Genomic DNA, 17,062 nt, shown 5'->3' with positions numbered 1-17,062 from the left:
CACGTTCAGTGCTAGTGCCAAACCATGACGCGCAGGCAACCCTGCTGACTGGGGCGGCAGCCAACGCGTGGGATCGCCGGCATGAACGACACCAGCCCACCCCCCCTGTTTCTCAACGAAAGTCCCGTCGCCGTCCCGCTGCCCCGCGTGATGCAGCAGGCGTATCTCTGGATCGTGGCCGGCCTGAGCGGCCTCGCCACCATCGTGCTGTTCGTCTTCGCCGTCGCCACGCAGAGCGGGGCCGATGCCGAGCGGATCGCCGGCGCGCAGGAGAGCGGACGCTCGAACCTCGCGACCCTCGTCAGCAGCCTGGCGGCGATGCACGGTCGTCCCGGCGCGCTCTGACGCCTCCGCTTAACCGCTCCGCAACCATACCGCACGATAGTTGAACGCAACGGCCGCTTCCGTGTCCTCCTGGGACCGGCGGTGTGAGCGTTTGGCATCCTGGTGCGAGTCGGTTGCGTGGGTAGGAAACAGGTACGGCGCGCGTCGCATCTGCGCTGGCTCAGCGCGGCGATGACTCCCTGGGCGGCGGGCATCGGGCTGCTCGTCTCCTTCACCGCCACGGCCGGCACGGACATGGCGCCGGGCTCCGCCGGGCGCGCGGCCGGTCCGGCTCGGCTCCTCGCGACGGCCTCCCCCGGGGCCCGGCTTGCGGGGACGGAGACGCGCTCGCACGCGCCGCACCGGGTCTACACCCGCGGCACCACCGAAGGCCTTCTCTACGCCGAGGGCCGGGGCGACGCCCTCGTCGTACGGACGAGCCTCGCGGAGCCCGTGAGCGGCTTGCTGGAATCAGGGTCGGCGACCTGGAATCCGGACCTCGATGCCGGCTTCGTACCACCCCCCGACCTCGGCCTCGATGCGAGCGGGGAGAGCGAGGGCTCGGTGATCGCGGTGGAGGATGGGGCGACCCCCGCCATTCCCCGCGCGGAAGCGCTCTCCTCGACCACCCCAGCCCCGGCCGATGCGACGCCGATCGAGATCGCCGCCGCGAGCCTCGTCTTCCCAGGCCTGTCGCCGCGGGGATCCCAGGCGGATGGCGCCACACCGGGTGCGGCCGTGCCCCCGGACGTCGCACGCCACCGCTACGCCGACCTGATCGGGCCCGACGCCATGGACCGCGAGCAGCGCTGTCTCGCCGAGGCCGTGTACTTCGAGGCGCGCAGCGAATCCGAAGAGGGGCAGGCGGCGGTCGCCCAGGTCGTCCTCAACCGAGTGAAGAGCGGTCTCTATCCCAGCAACGTCTGTGGCGTCGTCTATCAGAACCGCCACCGCTACATGGGCTGCCAGTTCTCCTTCGCCTGCGAAGGCAAGTCCCTGCGCATCGCCGACGGGCCGTCCTGGCAGAACGCCACCCGGATCGCCAGCGCGGTCATCGAGGGGCGCACCTATCTGAGCGAAGTCGGCGGAGCGACCCATTACCACGCGGACTACGTGAAACCAGGCTGGTCACGGCGCCTGAAGAAGATGGACGTCATTGGGCGGCACATCTTTTACCAGCTCAAGCGCGGTCAGACCTGATTTTCTCGACAGTTCCGCGTGTTTTTACCTAAGCATTGAAACTTCTAAGTAGTCCTAAGCTTGGGTTAATTTTACCTTGAGTCTCGATACAGCTTGATCGAGCGGCAACTTGGCGGCCTCTGGAACGTCGAGATGCGCGCGGGCTTCGCGCGCCATCCCGTCCTATCCAGCGTTTCGAGCCGAGGAACCCGTCATGACCACGCCGGTCGCAGCCCGTATCAGTCTCGCCGCCATCGCGGGCGCCGTCATCACCCTGTCCTCCGCCCAGGCCGGCGGCTGCGGCGGCGCCGAGTGCTACCGCCACGTCAACACCCCTCCGGTCTACGGCGCGGTGTCCGAGCAGGTCCTCGTCCGCCCGGCCGAGACCGTCTACCGCACCATTCCTCCGGTCTACGAGACCGTCTCGGAGCGTGTTCTCGTGGCGCCCGGCGGCCGGGTCTGGCAGACTCGTCGGGATGCCTATGGTGAGCTGATCGGTTGCTGGGTGGACGTGCCACCGCAATATTCCGTCCGCCGCCGCCGCGTCCTCGTGCAGCCCGCGCAGACGATTCCCGAGACCCTTCCGCCGCAATACGCCAGTGTCCGCCGCCGGGTCCTGGTGCAGCCCGCCCGGTCGGGCTGGGTCCCGGCCAATTACGGCCAGGGCGGCTATCCCGGCGCCTTCGGCCCCAGTCTCGCCGTCGGCTCGATTCCCGACGCCTTCGGCATCACCGGCGCCAGCTCGGCCGATGTCGGCGTCGGCCTCGGCTTCTCCTCCGGCAGCATCTACGACGGCTACTGAGCCCTTCGTCGCCGACCCTTCTCCGGCCCCGGACGCCAGCGGCGCCCGGGGCCGCTTGATTCGGACAGTCCGTGCCACACCTCAGTCCCGTCAGCGGAGGCATGCCATGGGTCGGTTCAAGGCTTGGGTCATCGAGAAGACCGAGACGGGGCAATCCCTCGCCTTCCAGGATTTCGACGACGCCGACCTGATGCCGGGCGACGTCACGGTCCGGATCACCCACTCCACGGTGAACTACAAGGATGGGCTGGCGATGACCGGCAAGTCGCCGGTGGTGCGCCGTTTCCCCATGATCCCCGGCATCGACTTCGCCGGGATCGTCGAGACCTCGGATCATCCCGACTACCAGCCCGGCGATGCGGTGGTGCTCACCGGTTGGGGCATCGGCGAGACCCATCTCGGGGCCTATGCGCAGTGCGCCCGGGTCAAAGGTGACTGGCTGGTGCCGCTTCCCCAGGGCCTGAGCCCCGCCCAGGCGATGGCGATCGGCACCGCCGGTTATACGGCGATGCTCTGCCTGATGGCCCTCGACCACCACGGCGCGACTCCATCACAAGGACCGGTTCTCGTCACCGGCGCCTCGGGTGGCGTCGGGTCCGTGGCGGTGGCCTTGCTGGCGCGGGCCGGCTGGCACGTCATCGCCTCCACCGGCCGCGATGCGGAATCCGACTACCTGCGCGGCCTCGGTGCCTCGGAAATCCTCGACCGCGCGGAGCTGAGCCAGCCCGGCAAGCCGCTGGCCAAGGAGCGCTGGGCAGCGGCGGTGGATGCGGTCGGATCGGTCACCCTTGCCAACGTCCTGGCGGGGACGAAGGTGGACGGTGCGGTCGCCGCCTGCGGTCTGGCGCAGGGCATGGACCTGCCGACCTCGGTCGCCCCGTTCATCCTGCGCGGGGTCTCCCTGCTCGGCATCAACAGCGTGACGACGCCGCAACCGAAGCGCCGGGCGGCCTGGGACCGGCTCGCCCGGGAGCTCGATCACGACAAGCTGGCGGCGATGACCCAGACGGTGCCGCTGGCCGGCGTCGATACGGTGGCACGGGCGATCCTCGAAGGCCGGGTCCGGGGACGCACGGTGGTCGAGGTCGCCCGAGCATGACGGAACGTCGGGCAGGCGCCGGGCGTTTCCCCGATCATGAGCCAAGCATTCGTCCGTGAGCGTGAAGGTGAAGCGGTGTTCGAGGATCTTCCCGAACGCACGATCTCTTCACACCCGAATTTCGTCACGCCCGAGGGCCTGGCCCATATCGAGGCGGAGGTCGCACGCCTTCAGGCCGCGTTCTCGGCCCTGACGCCCGAGGCCCAGGCCGACGTAGCCCGGGTGAATCGCGATCTCGCTTATTGGACCGCCCGGCGCAGTTCCGCGGAGTTGGTCGAGGCGGAGCCGGGCGACGTGGTCCGCTTCGGCTCGACGGTGACGATCCTGGCCGAGGACGACAGCCGCCGTACCTACCGGATCGTTGGTGAGGACGAGGCCGACCCGGCCCAGGGCACGATCTCCTATGTCTCGCCGATGGCGCGCGCGCTGACCGGCAAGGTCACAGGCGATGTCGTCGAGGTGAACGGGCACGAGAGCGAGATCTTGGAAATCGCCTGACGGGGTCTCGTAAATCGGGTCAGGGCGCCGTGGCCAGGGCCCGAATGACGCGCAAGAAAAAAGGCTCGGATTGCTCCGAGCCCGAGAAGGGAAAAGGCCATTGGGGGCTGAACTGGCCTTCGTACGGGGAAAACACGCCCCCGGCGGCTTGGTTCCAGCGCATCCCGAAAAAATTTCAGCGCGGCGCCGCGGCCCTCCGAAGCCGGTCGTTGATCGCTTCGCCAAGACCCCGCTCCGGAATGGGCGCCACCGCGATCACCGGCGCCCCGAGGCCGTCGAGCTGGCGCAGGGCCGAGAACAGCCGGGCCGCGGCCTCGGCGAGATCCCCCGTGGGACTGAGGTTGAGGCGCGCCTGCGCCGCATCCGCTCCCGGGAGCGGCGCCGGCCCGAACAGCAGCGCCACTTCGTCCGGTGCGGCGGCGGTCGCCTCGAGACGGACCTGCGCCCGCGGCGCGTAGTGGGAGGCGAGGAGTCCCGGGCCGACCGGATGGGCCGTGTCACCCCGCTCCGGGCCGGCCAGGGCGAAGCCAAGGCGCGCTTCCAGCGCCTCCCGTGTGACGCCCCCGGGCCGCAGCAGCCGGGGCACTCCGCCGAGACAGGCCACCACGGTGGATTCGACGCCGACCGGCGTCTCGCCGCCATCCAGCACGGCAGCGATCCGGCCCTCAAGGTCCGCCAGGACGTGTTCGGCGTTGGTCGGGCTGACGCGTCCCGAACGGTTGGCGGAAGGCGCGGCGACGGGACGGCGGACCTGCGCCAGCAAGGCCCGGGTCAAGTCGGGCGCCGGCACCCGAAGGGCGACGCTCGGCAGGCCGGCCCGAGCGAGGTCGCAGACGCGGCAGCCCGGCGCAGCGGGCACCACTAGGGTCAGAGGGCCGGGCCAGAACGCCGCGGCGAGGCTGCGCGCCGCGTCGTCGAAAAGGCCCTGGGCGAAGGCCGCCTCCGTGTCGGCGAGATGCGCGATCAGCGGATTGAAGCGCGGCCGCGCCTTGGCGGCGAAAATCTTCGCGACCGCCGCCGGGTCGGTGGCATCGGCCCCGAGGCCGTAGACCGTCTCAGTGGGGAAGGCCACGACCTGCCCGGCCCGGAGCAGGGACGCGGCTTCCGCGATCCCGGCGGCGTCATCGGTCAGCCGACGCGTCGCCACCGCCGGGATCGCGGCGTCGGGGATTGACCCGAGATCGTTCATATCTAAACTATCTTCGCTGACGCCCCTTCGGCGGGGAAAGCCTGGGCCTAGCGCCCGTCCGGGCCATGCGTCAAACACGGGGCGACACGCGTCGATTCAACCAAGGCGCGGGAGGAAGCAACATGACCTATCGCGCTCCGGTGGCCGACATGCTGTTCGCCCTGCGCCACGTGGCCGGGCTCGACGCTGCCCTGGCGGCCGGCCTGCACGGCGACCTCGCCGTCGACGACGCGGAAGCCGTCCTGGCCGAGGCCGGCAAGGTCGCCGAATCGGTCATCGCCCCCCTCAACCGGGTCGGCGACCGGCACGGCACGCCACTCAAGGACGGTGCCATCACCACCCCGCCGGGCTGGCGCGAAGCCTACCGGACCTGGATCGCCGGCGGCTGGAACGGCCTCAGCGCCGACCCCGACCATGGCGGGCAAGGCCTGCCCCTCGTGCTCAACGCCGCCTGCAACGAGATGTGGAACGCAGCGAGCATCGCCTTCGGCCTCTGCCCGCTCCTCACGGCGGGCGGGATCGAGGCCCTGGCCCAGCACGGCTCGGACGACCTCAAAGCGCGTTACCTCGCCAAGCTGATCTCGGGCGAATGGACCGCGACCATGAACCTGACGGAGCCGCAGGCCGGCTCGGACCTGGCCCTGCTGCGCAGCCGCGCCGAACCCCTGGGGGACGGTCGCTACGGCATCGTCGGCGCGAAGATCTACATCACCTACGGCGAGCACGACCTCACCGACAACATCGTCCACCTCGTGCTGGCCCGGCTCAAGGACGCGCCCGCCGGCACCCGCGGGATCTCGCTGTTCCTCGTGCCCAAGATCCTGCCGGATGGCAGCCGCAACGACCTGCGCTGCTCCGGCATCGAGCACAAGCTCGGCATTCACGGCTCGCCCACCTGCTCGATGGCCTTCGGCGACGACGGCGGCGCCGTCGGCTGGCTGATCGGCGAGGAGAATCGTGGGCTCGCCTGCATGTTCACGATGATGAACTCGGCGCGCCTCAACGTCGGCCTCCAGGGCGTCGGCATCGCCGAGCGGGCCTACCAGCAGGCGCTGGGCTATGCCCGCGACCGGCGTCAGGGCAAGGCGCCCGGCGCCCCCGAGACCAGCCCCATCGTCGACCACGCCGACGTGCAGCGCATGTTGCTGACCATGAAGGCCTTCACCCAGGCCGCGCGCGGCATCTGCTACCTCACCGCCGCCGCCCTCGACGCGGCTGAGGGCCCGGAAGGGCAGGGGGCGCATGACCGCGCCTCGCTGCTGACGCCGGTGGCCAAGGCCTTCTCCACCGACATCGCCAACGAGGTGACCTCGCTGGGTGTCCAGGTCCATGGCGGCATGGGCTTCGTCGAGGAGACCGGCGCCGCCCAGCACATGCGCGACGCCCGCATCCTCGGCATCTACGAGGGCACGAACGGCATCCAGGCCATCGACCTCGTCGCCCGCAAGTTGCCCCTCAACGGCGGGGCGACGGTGCGGGCGCAGATCGCGAGCCTGCGCCGGACCGCCGAGGGCTTCCTCACGGATCCCGATCCGGCCTTCGGCAGCCTCGGCGCCCGGCTGCGTGCCGGCATCGAGAGCCTCGACCGGGCGACGAGCTTCCAGCTCAAGGCCCTCGCGTCGAACCGGCCGGAGGCGGCGCTGGCGGGCGCGACGCCGTACCTGCGCCTGTTCGGCCTGGTCCAGGGGGGCGCCTGCCTCGGTCGCCAGGCGCTCGCCGCCCACGCGGCGCTCAAGGCGGGGGACACCGATCCCGCCCATGCGGGCCGGATCGCGCTGGCCCGGTTCTTCGCCGACAACCTGCTGACCGCCGTGGGCGGCCTGGAGGAGAGCGTCGTCGCGGGTGGGCGCTTCACCGAGGACGCCGCCCTCGCCCTGGCGAGCTGATCCGGCCCCGCCGAGCGTCGCACTCGCGCGGATCGAACACCATCCAGGAGGGCAGGGCACCATGAGCGAGCACATCGCGATCGCGGATACCGCCGACGGCGTCCGCCTCATCCGCATCGACCGGCCCGAAAAGAAGAATGCGCTGACCGGCGCCATGTACGACGCCCTGCGCGCCGCCCTGGTGGAGGCCGACGATCACGATGCGATCGGCGCCGTGGTGTTCGCCGGGGCGCCGGGCGCCTTCAGCGCGGGCAACGACCTCGCCGATTTCGTCGCGGGCGCGAGCAAGCCGTTCCGCGAGGCGCCAGCCCTGCAGTTCATCCGCCAGCTCGCCCGCACGCGCACGCCGATGATCGCGGCTGTGGACGGGATCGCGGTGGGGATCGGCACGACCCTGACCCTGCACTGCGACCTCGTCTATGCCAGCCCGGCGGCCCGCTTCCGCATGCCCTTCGTGGAACTCGGCCTCGTGCCGGAGGCGGCGTCGAGCTACCTGCTGCCGCGCCGGGTCGGGCTCCTGAAGGCCACGGAGATGCTGCTCCTGAGCCAGCCCTTCGACGCGGACGAGGGGCTGGGTCTCGGGCTCGTCAACGGGGTGATGCCGGCCGGGCTGCTGCTGGAGCATGCCCGTGCGCAGGGCGCGCGCCTCGCCGGGCTGCCGCGCGGGGCGGTGCAGGCGACGCGGGCGCTGATCCGGGGCGACCAGGCCGCCCTGGACGCCGCCCTGGAGGCCGAGGCCGTGGCCTTCGAGGAGCGCCTGCGGTCGCCCGAGGCCCAGGCCGCCTTCGCGCGCTTCCTCGGCCGGGCCAAGCCGGCGTGACCCCCGCGCCGGACCTGCTGCGCGGAAAGATCTGCCTCGTCGCCGGCGCCTCGCGCGGGGTCGGGCGTGGTTTGGCGCGGGGGCTCGGCGAAGCCGGCGCCACAGTCATCGTCACCGCCCGGTCCAGCGAGACCGGGCCACGCACGGAGGGGCGGCCCGAGACCATCGAGGATACCGCCCGCGCGGTCGATGCCGCCGGTGGCGAGGGCCATCACTACCTCTGCGACCACACCAGCGAGCGCGCCGTCGACACCCTGGTCCACTGGGCCCTGCGCCGGTTCGGGCGCATCGACGTGGCGGTCTCCAGCGTCTGGGGGGGCAACGAGGGTTATGACGGCGAGCGCTACGCCGATGGCGCCGCCTGGGGCACGCCGTTCTGGCGCCGCTCGGCCGAACCGTTTTCGGACTTCTTCGGGAGCGGCCCCTATCCGGCCCTCCTCCTCGCCCGCGCCGTCGCCCCCGCGATGGTCTCGGCGAAATCCGGCCTCATCGCCTTCGTCTCGTTCGACACCGCGCCGGGCTATCTCGGCGACATCTTCTACGACCTGACCAAGGCGGCCACGAACCGGCTGGCCTTCGCCTGCGCCGAGGAACTGGCGCCGCACGGGGTCACGGCGCTCGGGCTGTCCCCCGGTTTCGTGCGCACCGAGCGCGCCGTCGACATCGGCCATGCCGACCGGGCGACGGAGAGCCCGCTCTATGCCGGCCGGGCGCTGGCCGCCCTGGCGGCCGACCCAGCCGTGGCGGCGCGGGCCGGGCAGATCCTCCATGGGGGCGACCTCGCGGCCGAATACGGCTTCACCGATGCGGACGGCACGCAGCCGGCCCGGTTCCAGATCAACGCCGAGGAGAGCTGAGACATGAGCGATTCGCTGCAGGGCAAAACCCTGTTCATCACCGGGGCGTCCCGCGGCATCGGACTCGCCATCGCCCTGCGAGCGGCCCGCGACGGCGCCAACATCGCCATCGCGGCAAAGACCGACGCGCCGCATCCGAAGCTGGCGGGCACCATCCACACCGCCGCCGCCGCCATCGAGTCGGCGGGCGGCCGGGCACTGCCGCTCCTGGTGGATGTCCGCGACGAGGACAGCGTCGCCTCCGCCATCGCCCGGACGGCCGAGACCTTCGGCGGCATCGACATCGTGGTGAACAACGCCAGCGCGATCGCGCTGACCCGGACGCCCGAGACCGAGATGAAGCGCTTCGACCTGATGCATGGCGTCAACACGCGCGGAACCTACATGGTCAGCAAGTACGCGATCCCGCACCTCGCCAAGGCAGAAAACCCGCACATCGTCATGCTGTCGCCGCCCCTCGACATGGCGGAGAAGTGGTTCGCGCCGCACCTCGCCTACTCGATCGCCAAGTACGGCATGTCGCTCTGCGTGCTCGGGCTCGCCGGCGAGCTCAAGCGCCAGGGCATCGCCGTGAACGCTCTCTGGCCGCGCACCACCATCGCCACGGCGGCGGTGCAGAACCTGCTGGGCGGAGAGGCGCTGATGCAGGCGAGCCGCACGCCCGAGATCCTGGCCGACGCCGCCCACGCGCTGTTCCGCCTGCCCGCCCGCGCGGTGACGGGCCGCTTCCTCATCGACGACAGCTTCCTGGCGGAGCAGGGTGTCACGGACTTTTCAAAATACCGGGTCACACCCGGCATTCCTCTTGCGCCGGACTTCTTCGTGCCGGATGCGAGCACACCGCCTCCCGGGGCCTTCGCCTGAGACATCCCGCGTGATCTTCATCCACCAGCCGGTCGCCGGCGCCGGGCAGACCCTGCTCGAGCGCCGTTCCCTCGAATTGCAGGAGCCGATCCCCGACGACACCGTCTGGCTCGACATGGTGCGGCCGAGCCGGGAGGAGGACCTCAAGGTCGAGGTCTTCATGGGCATCTCGGTGCCGACCCGCGAGGAGATGAAGGACATCGAGCCCTCCGAACTCCTCTACGTCGAGGACGGGGCGCGCTACATGACCGGCCGGGTGCTGAGCAAGGTCAGCGAATCCGAGGAGCCGGGGCTGGCCGGCATCACCTTCATCCTGCGCGGCAGCCGCCTCGTCACGGTGCGCTACGAGGAGCCGCAGGCCTTCCGGATGTACACCCAGCGGGCCGGCCGCTCGACGGGCAACGGCCCCTCGGCCGTGCCCTCGGGCGAGACCATCCTGGCCGGGCTGATCGAGACGGTGATCGACCGGGCGGCCGACGTGCTCCAGCTCCAGGGGGAGCGCATCGACCGCCTCTCGGGCAAGATCTTCGAGGAGAAGGAGGACCCGAGCGCCCGCAACACCGCCCTGCAGGACACCCTCCGGGCGCTCGGGCGCCACGGCGACCTGATCTCGAAGCAGCGCGAGAGCCTCGTCTCGATGGAGCGCATCCTGCTCTCGCTCTCGGCGACCTACCGCACCGCCAAGGCGCCGCGCGAATTGCGCGAGGACGTGCGCTCCACCCTGCGCGATCTGCAGTCCCTGGAGGAGCACGCCACCTTCCTGTCCTCCAAGATCCAGTTCCTCCTCGACGCCACGCTCGGCCTGGTGAACCTGGAGCAGAACAACATCATCAAGCTGTTCTCGGTCATGGCGGTCGTGTTCATGCCGCCGACCCTGATCGCCTCGATCTACGGCATGAACTTCAAGGCGATGCCCGAATTGGATTGGGGATTCGGATACCCGATGGCGGTCGTGATGATGGTCGTGGCGGCTGTCCTTCCATACGTGTTCTTCCGCTGGAAACGCTGGTTGTAGCGAGTATCCGATGCATCCTGTTAAGGATGCCGATGCAATGTAACCGCGCTTGGCATGATCCGGAGGGCGGATGCATGCTCTTGGAGCGGTTCCATGACCTTCAAGACCCTGACCATCCGCACTCGGTTGGTTGCCAGCTTCGCGATCATCACATTCTTCATCGTCGCAATTGGCTGGCTTGGAATGTCCGGTGTCGGACGGATCAACGCACTACTCACCGCCGTCCAGACCAATTGGCTTCCGAGCGTGCAGGTGAGCGGTCGGATCGACGTCGCCCTGGCCCGCTACACCACGAGCCTACTGCGCGTGACGCAGACCACGGATGCCGGCGACCAGGCCAAGATCGAGGCCGACATGACCAAGCGCCGGGAACAGGTCGGTGCCCTGTCCAAGAGCTACGAGCGCCTGATCAGTTCGGATGCGGAGCGCGGGCATTTCCAGGCCTTCAGGCGGGAGGTCACCACCTTCTTCGGCGTGGCCGACCGGATCGTCGCCGCCGCCCGCACCTCCCCGAAGGGCGAGGCTTACGCCCTCTACCTCTCCGACGGCGTCGAGCCGCGGCGGCGCGCCTCCACCGCCCTGGAGAAGCTCATCGAGATCAACGACGCCGGCGCCGCGCAGGCCGAGGCGGAGGGCGTCGCCCTCGCGTCCCAGACGACGTCGATCGCGCTGGCGGCCCTCTGCGTGGCCGTCGTGCTCGCGGTCCTGCTCGCGACCCTGATCATCCGCAGCGTCACGCGGGGCATCGACTCGGTGGTGCAGCCGATGACGGCGCTCACCGCCGGGAACCTCGCCGTGACGGTCCCGCACCAGGGCACCGGCACCGAGATCGGCCGCATCGCCGACGCCGTCCAGGTCTTCAAGGAGAGTCTGATCCGCATGAAGGCCCTCGAGGCGGACACGGCCTCGGCCCGGGCCGGGGCCGAGGCCCAGCGCCGCCAGGCGATGCAGGAGATGGCCGACGGCTTCGAGCGTGCCGTGGGCGGCATCGTGGACTCCGTGGGCAGGGCCGCGAGCGAGTTGCAGGCGACCGCCCAGGCCATGAGCGGCACCGCGAGCGAGACCGCCGGGCGTTCCCTGTCGGTGGCCGCCGCCGCCGAGGAGGCGGCCTCGAACGTCGAGACGGTGGCGGCGGCAGCCGAGGAGCTCGGCTCCTCCGTGCAGGAGATCGGCCGCCAGGTGCAGGGCTCGGCCGAGCTCGCCGGCGCCGCCGTGCGCGAGGCCGGCACGACCGCCGCCCTGGTGCAGGAACTCAGCGGCGCGACGGCGCGGATCGGCGACGTGGTCAAGCTGATCTCCGACATCGCCGGTCAGACCAACCTCCTCGCGCTGAACGCCACGATCGAGGCGGCCCGGGCCGGCGAAGCGGGGCGCGGCTTCGCCGTAGTGGCGACGGAGGTGAAGGAACTGGCCGGGCAGACGGCCCGGGCCACCGACGAGATCAGCACGCAGATCGCGCGGATCCAGGGCGCCACGGCCGAGAGCGTGCACGCCATCGACGCCATCCGCGGCCGGATCGACGAGATTAGCGCGGTGGCGACCACCATCGCGGCGGCCGTCGAGGAGCAGGGCGCGGCGACCCAGGAGATCGTGCGCAACGTCGCGCAGGCCGCCACCGGCACGGGCGAGGTCACGGCCAACATCGCCGGCGTGGCGGGAGCGGCCGAGGAAACCGGCGCCGCGGCGAGCCAGGTCCTGGCGTCCGCCTCGGCCCTCGCGCGCCAGTCCGACCATCTCGGCCAGGAGGTCGGCCGCTTCCTCGCCGGCGTCCGCGCCGCCTGAGGCCGGCGACGCGCCGCCGGGGGATCCGTCGCCCCGGGGGGCCTGAGCCCCTTGCCCATCGGGTCGAATTTGCGGATCGTCCGCGGATGTGTGGACGCTTCTTCATCGCCCAGGCTCCGGACATCTTCCGGGCGTTCTACGGCTATCCCGAGCTGCCGAACTTCCCGCCCCGGTACAACGTGGCGCCGACCCAGCCGGTGCCGGTGGTGCTGTCCGAGGGCGGGCGGCGCCGGTTCCGGCTGGTGCGCTGGGGTCTGTGGCCGAGCTGGGTCAAGGACCCGAAGGACTTCCCCCTCGTCATCAACGCCCGGTCCGAGACCCTGCGGGAGAAGCCGACCTTCCGCGGCGCCCTGCGCCACCGCCGCTGCGTCTTCCTGGCCGACGGGTTCTACGAGTGGCGCCGGGAGGGGACGGGCAAGGCCGCGACGAAGACCCCCTTCATGATCCGCCGCGCCGACCGGGCACCGATGGCGCTCGCGGGCCTCTGGGAAAACTGGCTCGGGGCTGACGGCTCGGAGGTCGACACGGCGGCCGTCGTCACCACGGACGCGAACGGCACGATGGCGGCGGTGCACGACCGCATGCCGGCGATCCTCGCGCCGGACCAGATCGATTCCTGGCTCGACACCCGCGACACGGAGCCGGACGCCGCGGTGAAGCTGTGCCGCCCCTGTCCCGATGACTGGCTCACGCTGGACCCCGTCAGCGCCCGGGTGAACGACGCCCGCATCGATGCGCCGGACCTCATCGAGCCCCTGGCCCGGCCGCAGAGGGGCGAAGCCGGGCGGTCTGCCCCGCCCGCCGCGCAGCCGCGCTCCAGCGACGAGGATGCGCAGGGTGCCCTGTTCTGAAGGGGGACCCTCGGGACGACGCCGTCCTTGCGTTCGGCCCCCAAAGGTCGCATCGCTCCCGCGGCCCGGCCGGGCGTTCAGGGGAGCACAGCATGACGGCGGAAGAGATCGACCAGATGAACCGGGCGCGGGACAGCCTGGCCCGTCAGCGCGCTGCGCTCGCCCGGCGGATCGGCAGCAGCGAGGTCGCGGCGCCCTCGGCGGCCGAGGACCTCACCCGCATCCTCCTTGCCATCGAGGCCGTGGACCGGGCGCTCGTGGATGCCGGCCGACCCTACCTGCGTCCCGAGAGCTGAGGGCGCGGGCGATGGACGAGACCCGGGATGCGAACGGCACCAAGCTCGCCGACGGCGACGCGGTGACGCTGATCAAGGACCTGAAGGTGAAGGGAACTTCGACGACCCTGAAGCGCGGTACGCTGATCAAGAACATCCGCCTGACCGACGATCCGTCCGAGATCGAGGGCAATGCCGAGAAGGTGAAGGGCCTCGTGCTGAGGGCCGAATTCCTCAAGAAGGCCTGAGGCGGGGCCTCGCCGGCCCCGCGCCGCAGGCCGGCCTGGCGAGCGCCTACTCGTCGGACGCCGTGGAGACGCGGGCGGGCGAGCGGGTCAGGCTGCGGATCGCCCGCAGGGGACGACCGGATTTCTCGGAAATGGCGCGGTCCTGGTCCTCGATGAGCTGGCGGGCCGGCTCGTCGCCGTCGAGGCCGCCGAGGATCTCCATGGGGACGCGCCGGTTGGAGGCGCGGGACTCGTCGTCATAGACGACGTCGAACAGGACGGAGCCGCGCTCCTGCGGTTTCGACTTGGTACGCTTGGCCATGACGGGACGGTGCTCGAACTGCAGGGGTGGGGAAGAGACGCCGACGGCCACGGATGGGCGGGGCGGGTGCGCGTACATCCGGCGTCACCCAGGCCCGGCCTCGTGGCCGTCTCCGATCGAGCGACGCGTGGTCGCGATCGGCATCTGTCTTAAATGGTCTCGCCGCTCCCGCTTGGCAACCCGTTTCGCCGGGTCGCACCGCCTGTCCGCCGGGCCCGGTGTCTGGCACGATGCATGCGCCGCGGAACGGCCGGGCCGGCGTGGCGGCCCCGGCGCACGCCAAATCCGACGGACACGTCGAGTGCCACGGAGCCGGGAGACCGCATGACCGACACGCGACCGCTGACGCGCTTCTCCGTCGAACCGTTGAGCCGGATGACGCGACACCTCTCGGCCGTGGCCGCCGGCCGCGCGGAGCCCGACCGCGTCCTCACCGGCGCCCGCCTGCTCTCGACCTACTCGGAGCGCATCCTGCCGCATCGCGAGGTCTGGATCGCCGGCGGGCGGATCGCGGCGGTGAAGCCGGCGGGAACCTACCGGGGCAATGCGCCCCGGCGCGACCTCGGCGGCGGGCTCCTCGCGCCGGGCCTCGTCGACCCGCACCTGCACATCGAGAGCAGCATGGTCACGGCCTGTGCCTATGCCGAGGCCGCGCTCCTCAACGGCACCACCACGATCGTCTGCGACAGCCACGAAATCGGCAACGTCCTCGACGCCGACGGCATCGCCTGGATGCTGGAGGATGCCCGCGCGGCGCCCCTGAACATCTACCTCACGGTGCCCAGCACGGTGCCGGCGACCTCGCCCGAACTGGAGACCGCGGGCGGCGACCTCGATGCCGCCAAGATCGCGGCCCTGTTCGATGCCTGGCCGGAGGCGATCGGCCTCGGCGAGAAGATGGATTTCGTGGCGGTCTGCGAGGGCGATCCCCGCGCCCATGCCATCATCCAGGCCGCCCTGGAGCGCGGTCGCCCGGTCTCGGGCCACATCTATGGACGCGACTTCGTGGCGGCCTACGCCGCCAGCGGCGTCACCGACACGCACGAGGCGATCGACCGCGACATCGCCGACGACCTCCTGGAGGCCGGAATCTGGATCTACCTGCGCGGCGGCCCGCCGACCACGCCCTGGCACAGCCTGCCGAAAGCCATCGGCACAATCCTGGATTACGGCGCCGCGGCCAAGCGGATCTGCGTCTGCACCGACGACCGCGACGCGCAGGATCTCCTCGCCTTCGGCCTCGACTGGGTCGTGCGCGAGGCGGTGCGCATGGGCGTCCCGAAGGTCCAGGCCTGGTCGATGGGCTCGCTGCACCCCGCCGCCCGCTACGGCCTCGATGGGGAGATCGGCGGCTTCGGCGGCGGGCGCCGGGCCGACCTCGTGCTCCTCGACGACGACCTCGTGCCCCAGTCCACCTGGTACGGCGGGGAGCTCGTTGTCGACGACCGCCGGATCACGCCGTTGCTCGACGCCGCGCTGTCGCGGCCCTACCGCTACCCCGCGCCGGCCTACGCCACCATGCACCTGCCCGACCCGCTGCCGGCCCTAACCCCGGACCTGCCGACTGGCCCGTGCCGGGTCAACGCGATCCGCACCACGCTGCCGGGCATCGAGCTCACCCACGAGATCGTCGACCTCGTGCCCGGACCGGACTGGCCCTCAACCCTCGGGGCCAACGACCTCTGCTTCGTCACCGTGATCGAGCGCCACGGCCGGGCCGGCAACGTCGCCCACGGCTTGCTGCGGGCCTTCGGGCTGAAGCGGGGCGCGGTGGCGAGCAGCGTCGGCCACGATTCGCACAACGTCATCGTCGCCGGCCTGAACGAGGGCGACATGCGCGTCGCCCTCGATGCCCTCGGCGCGATCCAAGGCGGCGTCTGCGTGGTGGAGGACGGGGCCGTGGTCGCCCTGGTGCCGCTGCCGGTGGCGGGGCTCCTGTCGGACAAGCGCGTCACCGCCGTGGCCGAGGAAGTCCGGATCCTGAAGGAGGCCTGGGACCGGGCCGGCTGCACCATTCCGTATATGGGCTTCAACCTCATCCCGCTCTCGGTGATCCCGGAGATCCGCATCACCGACAAGGGTCTCGTCCTGGTGCCGGGGATGCGGATCGTGCCCCTGTTCCAGGCGGCCTGACGTTTTCCCGCTCCACGCGCGGGAACCAGAGCAGGGTCTCCCCGTTGTCAGGCAGGTCTCAACAGCCTCTCGATCCTCCCAAGCTTACACAGCCTGCATGCCGTGATCGGCGCGCGGGCTGTTTCTTTGTCCCGGGCTTACCCGGACTTGGGATCGCCCGACGATCGGGTGGACGGAAGGGGCGCCAGACCGGTCCTGGGAGTTGCCCCGATGCGTAGTCTTCTCACCCTCATCCTCGTCGGCGCCGTCGCCTTCGTCCTCGTCGGCATGTACGTAGCCCCCGGCCAGCCGGAATTACGGGCGTGGTACCTGCGCAATGCCTGCGAGCATCTCGACAAGGTGTCGCCGCAGATCTGCGCCCCGGCCCGCAAGGCCGAGAGCGGGGTGCCGACCTGAACGCGATCGACTGGTTCTTTCGCGACCGGAAGACCGGTGCAATCACCATCGGACAATGGCCGAACGCGCCGCTGCTGATCTTCATCGGCTGCGCGCTGGTCGGCTGGCTCGACGGGCCCGGCGGCCGAATCGGTCCCTACCTGCGTATTCTCGGCGCGGCGGCCCTGGCATGGTGGGCCGTCGACGAGGTCGCGCGGGGCGTGAATCCGTGGCGGCGGTGTCTCGGTGCCGGTGTCCTGGCCTTCCTGGCCTGGAAGTTGGCGCGGGCGGCTCTCTGAGGGCACCCTCGCGTCTTGCCGAACCCCGTGCGTCGCCTATTCTCGCTGTCGCGCGTGGCGCGCCGGAGGATTCGCAGGCATGACGTTCTTCATCGGGATCGCGGGGCCCTGGATCGTCATCGCCGTGCTCGAGATGCTGTCGCTCAGCCGCCAGCGCGAGCTGGATGCCGAGGGCCTGGCCCCCGGTGCGTCGTCGCTGAGCGTTGCCCACAGCGCCTACCTCGCTTAACCCGCATCCATCCGAGGCGCGCCGTCCGGCGCCCGG

General features: G+C 70.9%; 20 protein-coding genes. 18 read left to right on the top strand and 2 right to left on the bottom strand.

The window, feature by feature from the left end; all coding sequences use genetic code 11:
- Positions 1-81 precede the first annotated feature (81 nt).
- From ASF41_RS19585 to greA, 5 genes are all read left to right on the top strand, one after another.
- Positions 82-345 (top strand): hypothetical protein, encoded by a 264-nt coding sequence (locus ASF41_RS19585; RefSeq protein WP_056211342.1) that lies wholly within the window; start codon positions 82-84, stop codon positions 343-345.
- 171 nt (positions 346-516) lie between these two features.
- On the top strand, positions 517-1,524 hold the full coding sequence (locus tag ASF41_RS19580) for a cell wall hydrolase (protein ID WP_056354195.1): 1,008 nt from the start codon (positions 517-519) through the stop codon (positions 1,522-1,524).
- Between the two features lie 193 nt (positions 1,525-1,717).
- On the top strand, positions 1,718-2,305 hold the full coding sequence (locus tag ASF41_RS19575; protein WP_056211346.1) for a hypothetical protein: 588 nt from the start codon (positions 1,718-1,720) through the stop codon (positions 2,303-2,305).
- A 106-nt stretch (positions 2,306-2,411) separates the two neighbouring features.
- Positions 2,412-3,404, top strand: coding sequence for an MDR family oxidoreductase (locus ASF41_RS19570; protein ID WP_056496244.1), 993 nt, complete (start codon positions 2,412-2,414; stop codon positions 3,402-3,404).
- A gap of 36 nt (positions 3,405-3,440) precedes the next feature.
- Positions 3,441-3,902 (top strand): transcription elongation factor GreA, encoded by a 462-nt coding sequence (gene greA / locus ASF41_RS19565; RefSeq protein WP_056496241.1) that lies wholly within the window; start codon positions 3,441-3,443, stop codon positions 3,900-3,902.
- Positions 3,903-4,077: 175 nt separating this feature from the next.
- On the opposite strand, the gene ASF41_RS19560 is transcribed toward greA, so the two are convergent.
- Positions 4,078-5,091 (bottom strand): L-threonylcarbamoyladenylate synthase, encoded by a 1,014-nt coding sequence (locus ASF41_RS19560; RefSeq protein ID WP_056496238.1) that lies wholly within the window; start codon positions 5,089-5,091, stop codon positions 4,078-4,080.
- 122 nt (positions 5,092-5,213) lie between these two features.
- Between ASF41_RS19560 and ASF41_RS19555 the strand changes: the two genes are divergently transcribed.
- The 9 genes from ASF41_RS19555 (at position 5,214) to ASF41_RS19515 (ending at position 13,689) form a co-directional block, all read left to right on the top strand.
- Positions 5,214-6,977, top strand: coding sequence for an acyl-CoA dehydrogenase (locus ASF41_RS19555; RefSeq protein WP_056496234.1), 1,764 nt, complete (start codon positions 5,214-5,216; stop codon positions 6,975-6,977).
- A 61-nt stretch (positions 6,978-7,038) separates the two neighbouring features.
- On the top strand, positions 7,039-7,797 hold the full coding sequence (locus ASF41_RS19550) for an enoyl-CoA hydratase-related protein (protein WP_056496229.1): 759 nt from the start codon (positions 7,039-7,041) through the stop codon (positions 7,795-7,797).
- A complete protein-coding gene (locus ASF41_RS19545; RefSeq protein WP_056496226.1) occupies positions 7,794-8,654 on the top strand; it encodes an SDR family NAD(P)-dependent oxidoreductase in 861 nt (286 codons plus the stop codon). The genes ASF41_RS19550 and ASF41_RS19545 overlap by 4 nt, the downstream gene beginning before the upstream one ends.
- A gap of 3 nt (positions 8,655-8,657) precedes the next feature.
- Positions 8,658-9,518, top strand: a complete 861-nt coding sequence (locus ASF41_RS19540) for an NAD(P)-dependent oxidoreductase (RefSeq protein WP_056211359.1) — start codon at positions 8,658-8,660, stop codon at positions 9,516-9,518.
- A gap of 10 nt (positions 9,519-9,528) precedes the next feature.
- Positions 9,529-10,533: a magnesium transporter CorA family protein gene (locus tag ASF41_RS19535; protein WP_056211361.1), complete on the top strand. Its 1,005-nt coding sequence runs from the start codon at positions 9,529-9,531 to the stop codon at positions 10,531-10,533.
- 93 nt (positions 10,534-10,626) lie between these two features.
- The gene (locus ASF41_RS19530) at positions 10,627-12,315 is read left to right on the top strand and encodes a methyl-accepting chemotaxis protein (protein WP_056496223.1); all 1,689 of its coding nucleotides are present in this window, start codon (positions 10,627-10,629) and stop codon (positions 12,313-12,315) included.
- A gap of 86 nt (positions 12,316-12,401) precedes the next feature.
- Entirely contained in the window at positions 12,402-13,166 is a 765-nt protein-coding gene (locus tag ASF41_RS19525; protein WP_056496220.1) for an SOS response-associated peptidase, read from the top strand.
- A gap of 92 nt (positions 13,167-13,258) precedes the next feature.
- Complete coding sequence (locus ASF41_RS19520; RefSeq protein WP_056211367.1) at positions 13,259-13,462, top strand: hypothetical protein; 204 nt, start codon at positions 13,259-13,261, stop codon at positions 13,460-13,462.
- Positions 13,463-13,473: 11 nt separating this feature from the next.
- Positions 13,474-13,689, top strand: a complete 216-nt coding sequence (locus ASF41_RS19515; protein ID WP_056378640.1) for an alkylphosphonate utilization protein — start codon at positions 13,474-13,476, stop codon at positions 13,687-13,689.
- Positions 13,690-13,735: 46 nt separating this feature from the next.
- Here the strand turns inward: ASF41_RS19515 and ASF41_RS19510 are convergent, their stop codons facing one another.
- On the bottom strand, positions 13,736-13,990 hold the full coding sequence (locus ASF41_RS19510; RefSeq protein WP_056211374.1) for a hypothetical protein: 255 nt from the start codon (positions 13,988-13,990) through the stop codon (positions 13,736-13,738).
- A gap of 324 nt (positions 13,991-14,314) precedes the next feature.
- Here ASF41_RS19510 and ASF41_RS19505 point away from each other — a divergent pair, with 324 nt between their 5' ends.
- The 4 genes from ASF41_RS19505 to ASF41_RS25735 all read left to right on the top strand — a co-directional run bounded on the left by ASF41_RS19505 (position 14,315) and on the right by ASF41_RS25735 (position 17,026).
- Positions 14,315-16,123, top strand: a complete 1,809-nt coding sequence (locus ASF41_RS19505; RefSeq protein WP_056496217.1) for an adenine deaminase C-terminal domain-containing protein — start codon at positions 14,315-14,317, stop codon at positions 16,121-16,123.
- Positions 16,124-16,333: 210 nt separating this feature from the next.
- Positions 16,334-16,519 (top strand): hypothetical protein, encoded by a 186-nt coding sequence (locus tag ASF41_RS19500; protein WP_056211377.1) that lies wholly within the window; start codon positions 16,334-16,336, stop codon positions 16,517-16,519.
- A complete protein-coding gene (locus ASF41_RS25470; RefSeq protein ID WP_348271636.1) occupies positions 16,444-16,797 on the top strand; it encodes a hypothetical protein in 354 nt (117 codons plus the stop codon). The genes ASF41_RS19500 and ASF41_RS25470 overlap by 76 nt, the downstream gene beginning before the upstream one ends.
- 79 nt (positions 16,798-16,876) lie before the next feature.
- The gene (locus ASF41_RS25735) at positions 16,877-17,026 is read left to right on the top strand and encodes a hypothetical protein (RefSeq protein ID WP_200917650.1); all 150 of its coding nucleotides are present in this window, start codon (positions 16,877-16,879) and stop codon (positions 17,024-17,026) included.
- The last annotated feature ends 36 nt before the right edge of the window (positions 17,027-17,062 follow it).

This window comes from Methylobacterium sp. Leaf111 (assembly GCF_001423285.1).
GTDB lineage: Bacteria > Pseudomonadota > Alphaproteobacteria > Rhizobiales > Beijerinckiaceae > Methylobacterium.
The sequence above is the reverse complement of the archived record's forward strand: the minus strand, read 5'-3'. Positions and strand labels throughout refer to the sequence as shown.

What these genes read in the sequence shown, in the direction of transcription:
- ASF41_RS19525 (WP_056496220.1), top strand. Translation starts at nt 12,402, where the DNA reads ATGTGTGGACGCTTCTTCATCGCCCAGGCTCCGGACATCTTCCGGGCG.
- ASF41_RS19570 (WP_056496244.1), top strand. Translation starts at nt 2,412, where the DNA reads ATGGGTCGGTTCAAGGCTTGGGTCATCGAGAAGACCGAGACGGGGCAA.
- ASF41_RS19560 (WP_056496238.1), bottom strand. Translation starts at nt 5,091, where the DNA reads ATGAACGATCTCGGGTCAATCCCCGACGCCGCGATCCCGGCGGTGGCG.
- ASF41_RS19555 (WP_056496234.1), top strand. Translation starts at nt 5,214, where the DNA reads ATGACCTATCGCGCTCCGGTGGCCGACATGCTGTTCGCCCTGCGCCAC.
- greA (WP_056496241.1), top strand. Translation starts at nt 3,441, where the DNA reads ATGAGCCAAGCATTCGTCCGTGAGCGTGAAGGTGAAGCGGTGTTCGAG.
- ASF41_RS19575 (WP_056211346.1), top strand. Translation starts at nt 1,718, where the DNA reads ATGACCACGCCGGTCGCAGCCCGTATCAGTCTCGCCGCCATCGCGGGC.
- ASF41_RS19585 (WP_056211342.1), top strand. Translation starts at nt 82, where the DNA reads ATGAACGACACCAGCCCACCCCCCCTGTTTCTCAACGAAAGTCCCGTC.
- ASF41_RS19550 (WP_056496229.1), top strand. Translation starts at nt 7,039, where the DNA reads ATGAGCGAGCACATCGCGATCGCGGATACCGCCGACGGCGTCCGCCTC.
- ASF41_RS19530 (WP_056496223.1), top strand. Translation starts at nt 10,627, where the DNA reads ATGACCTTCAAGACCCTGACCATCCGCACTCGGTTGGTTGCCAGCTTC.
- ASF41_RS19510 (WP_056211374.1), bottom strand. Translation starts at nt 13,990, where the DNA reads ATGGCCAAGCGTACCAAGTCGAAACCGCAGGAGCGCGGCTCCGTCCTG.
- ASF41_RS25735 (WP_200917650.1), top strand. Translation starts at nt 16,877, where the DNA reads ATGACGTTCTTCATCGGGATCGCGGGGCCCTGGATCGTCATCGCCGTG.
- ASF41_RS19505 (WP_056496217.1), top strand. Translation starts at nt 14,315, where the DNA reads ATGACCGACACGCGACCGCTGACGCGCTTCTCCGTCGAACCGTTGAGC.
- ASF41_RS19580 (WP_056354195.1), top strand. Translation starts at nt 517, where the DNA reads ATGACTCCCTGGGCGGCGGGCATCGGGCTGCTCGTCTCCTTCACCGCC.
- ASF41_RS19500 (WP_056211377.1), top strand. Translation starts at nt 16,334, where the DNA reads ATGCGTAGTCTTCTCACCCTCATCCTCGTCGGCGCCGTCGCCTTCGTC.
- ASF41_RS19520 (WP_056211367.1), top strand. Translation starts at nt 13,259, where the DNA reads ATGACGGCGGAAGAGATCGACCAGATGAACCGGGCGCGGGACAGCCTG.
- ASF41_RS19515 (WP_056378640.1), top strand. Translation starts at nt 13,474, where the DNA reads ATGGACGAGACCCGGGATGCGAACGGCACCAAGCTCGCCGACGGCGAC.
- ASF41_RS19540 (WP_056211359.1), top strand. Translation starts at nt 8,658, where the DNA reads ATGAGCGATTCGCTGCAGGGCAAAACCCTGTTCATCACCGGGGCGTCC.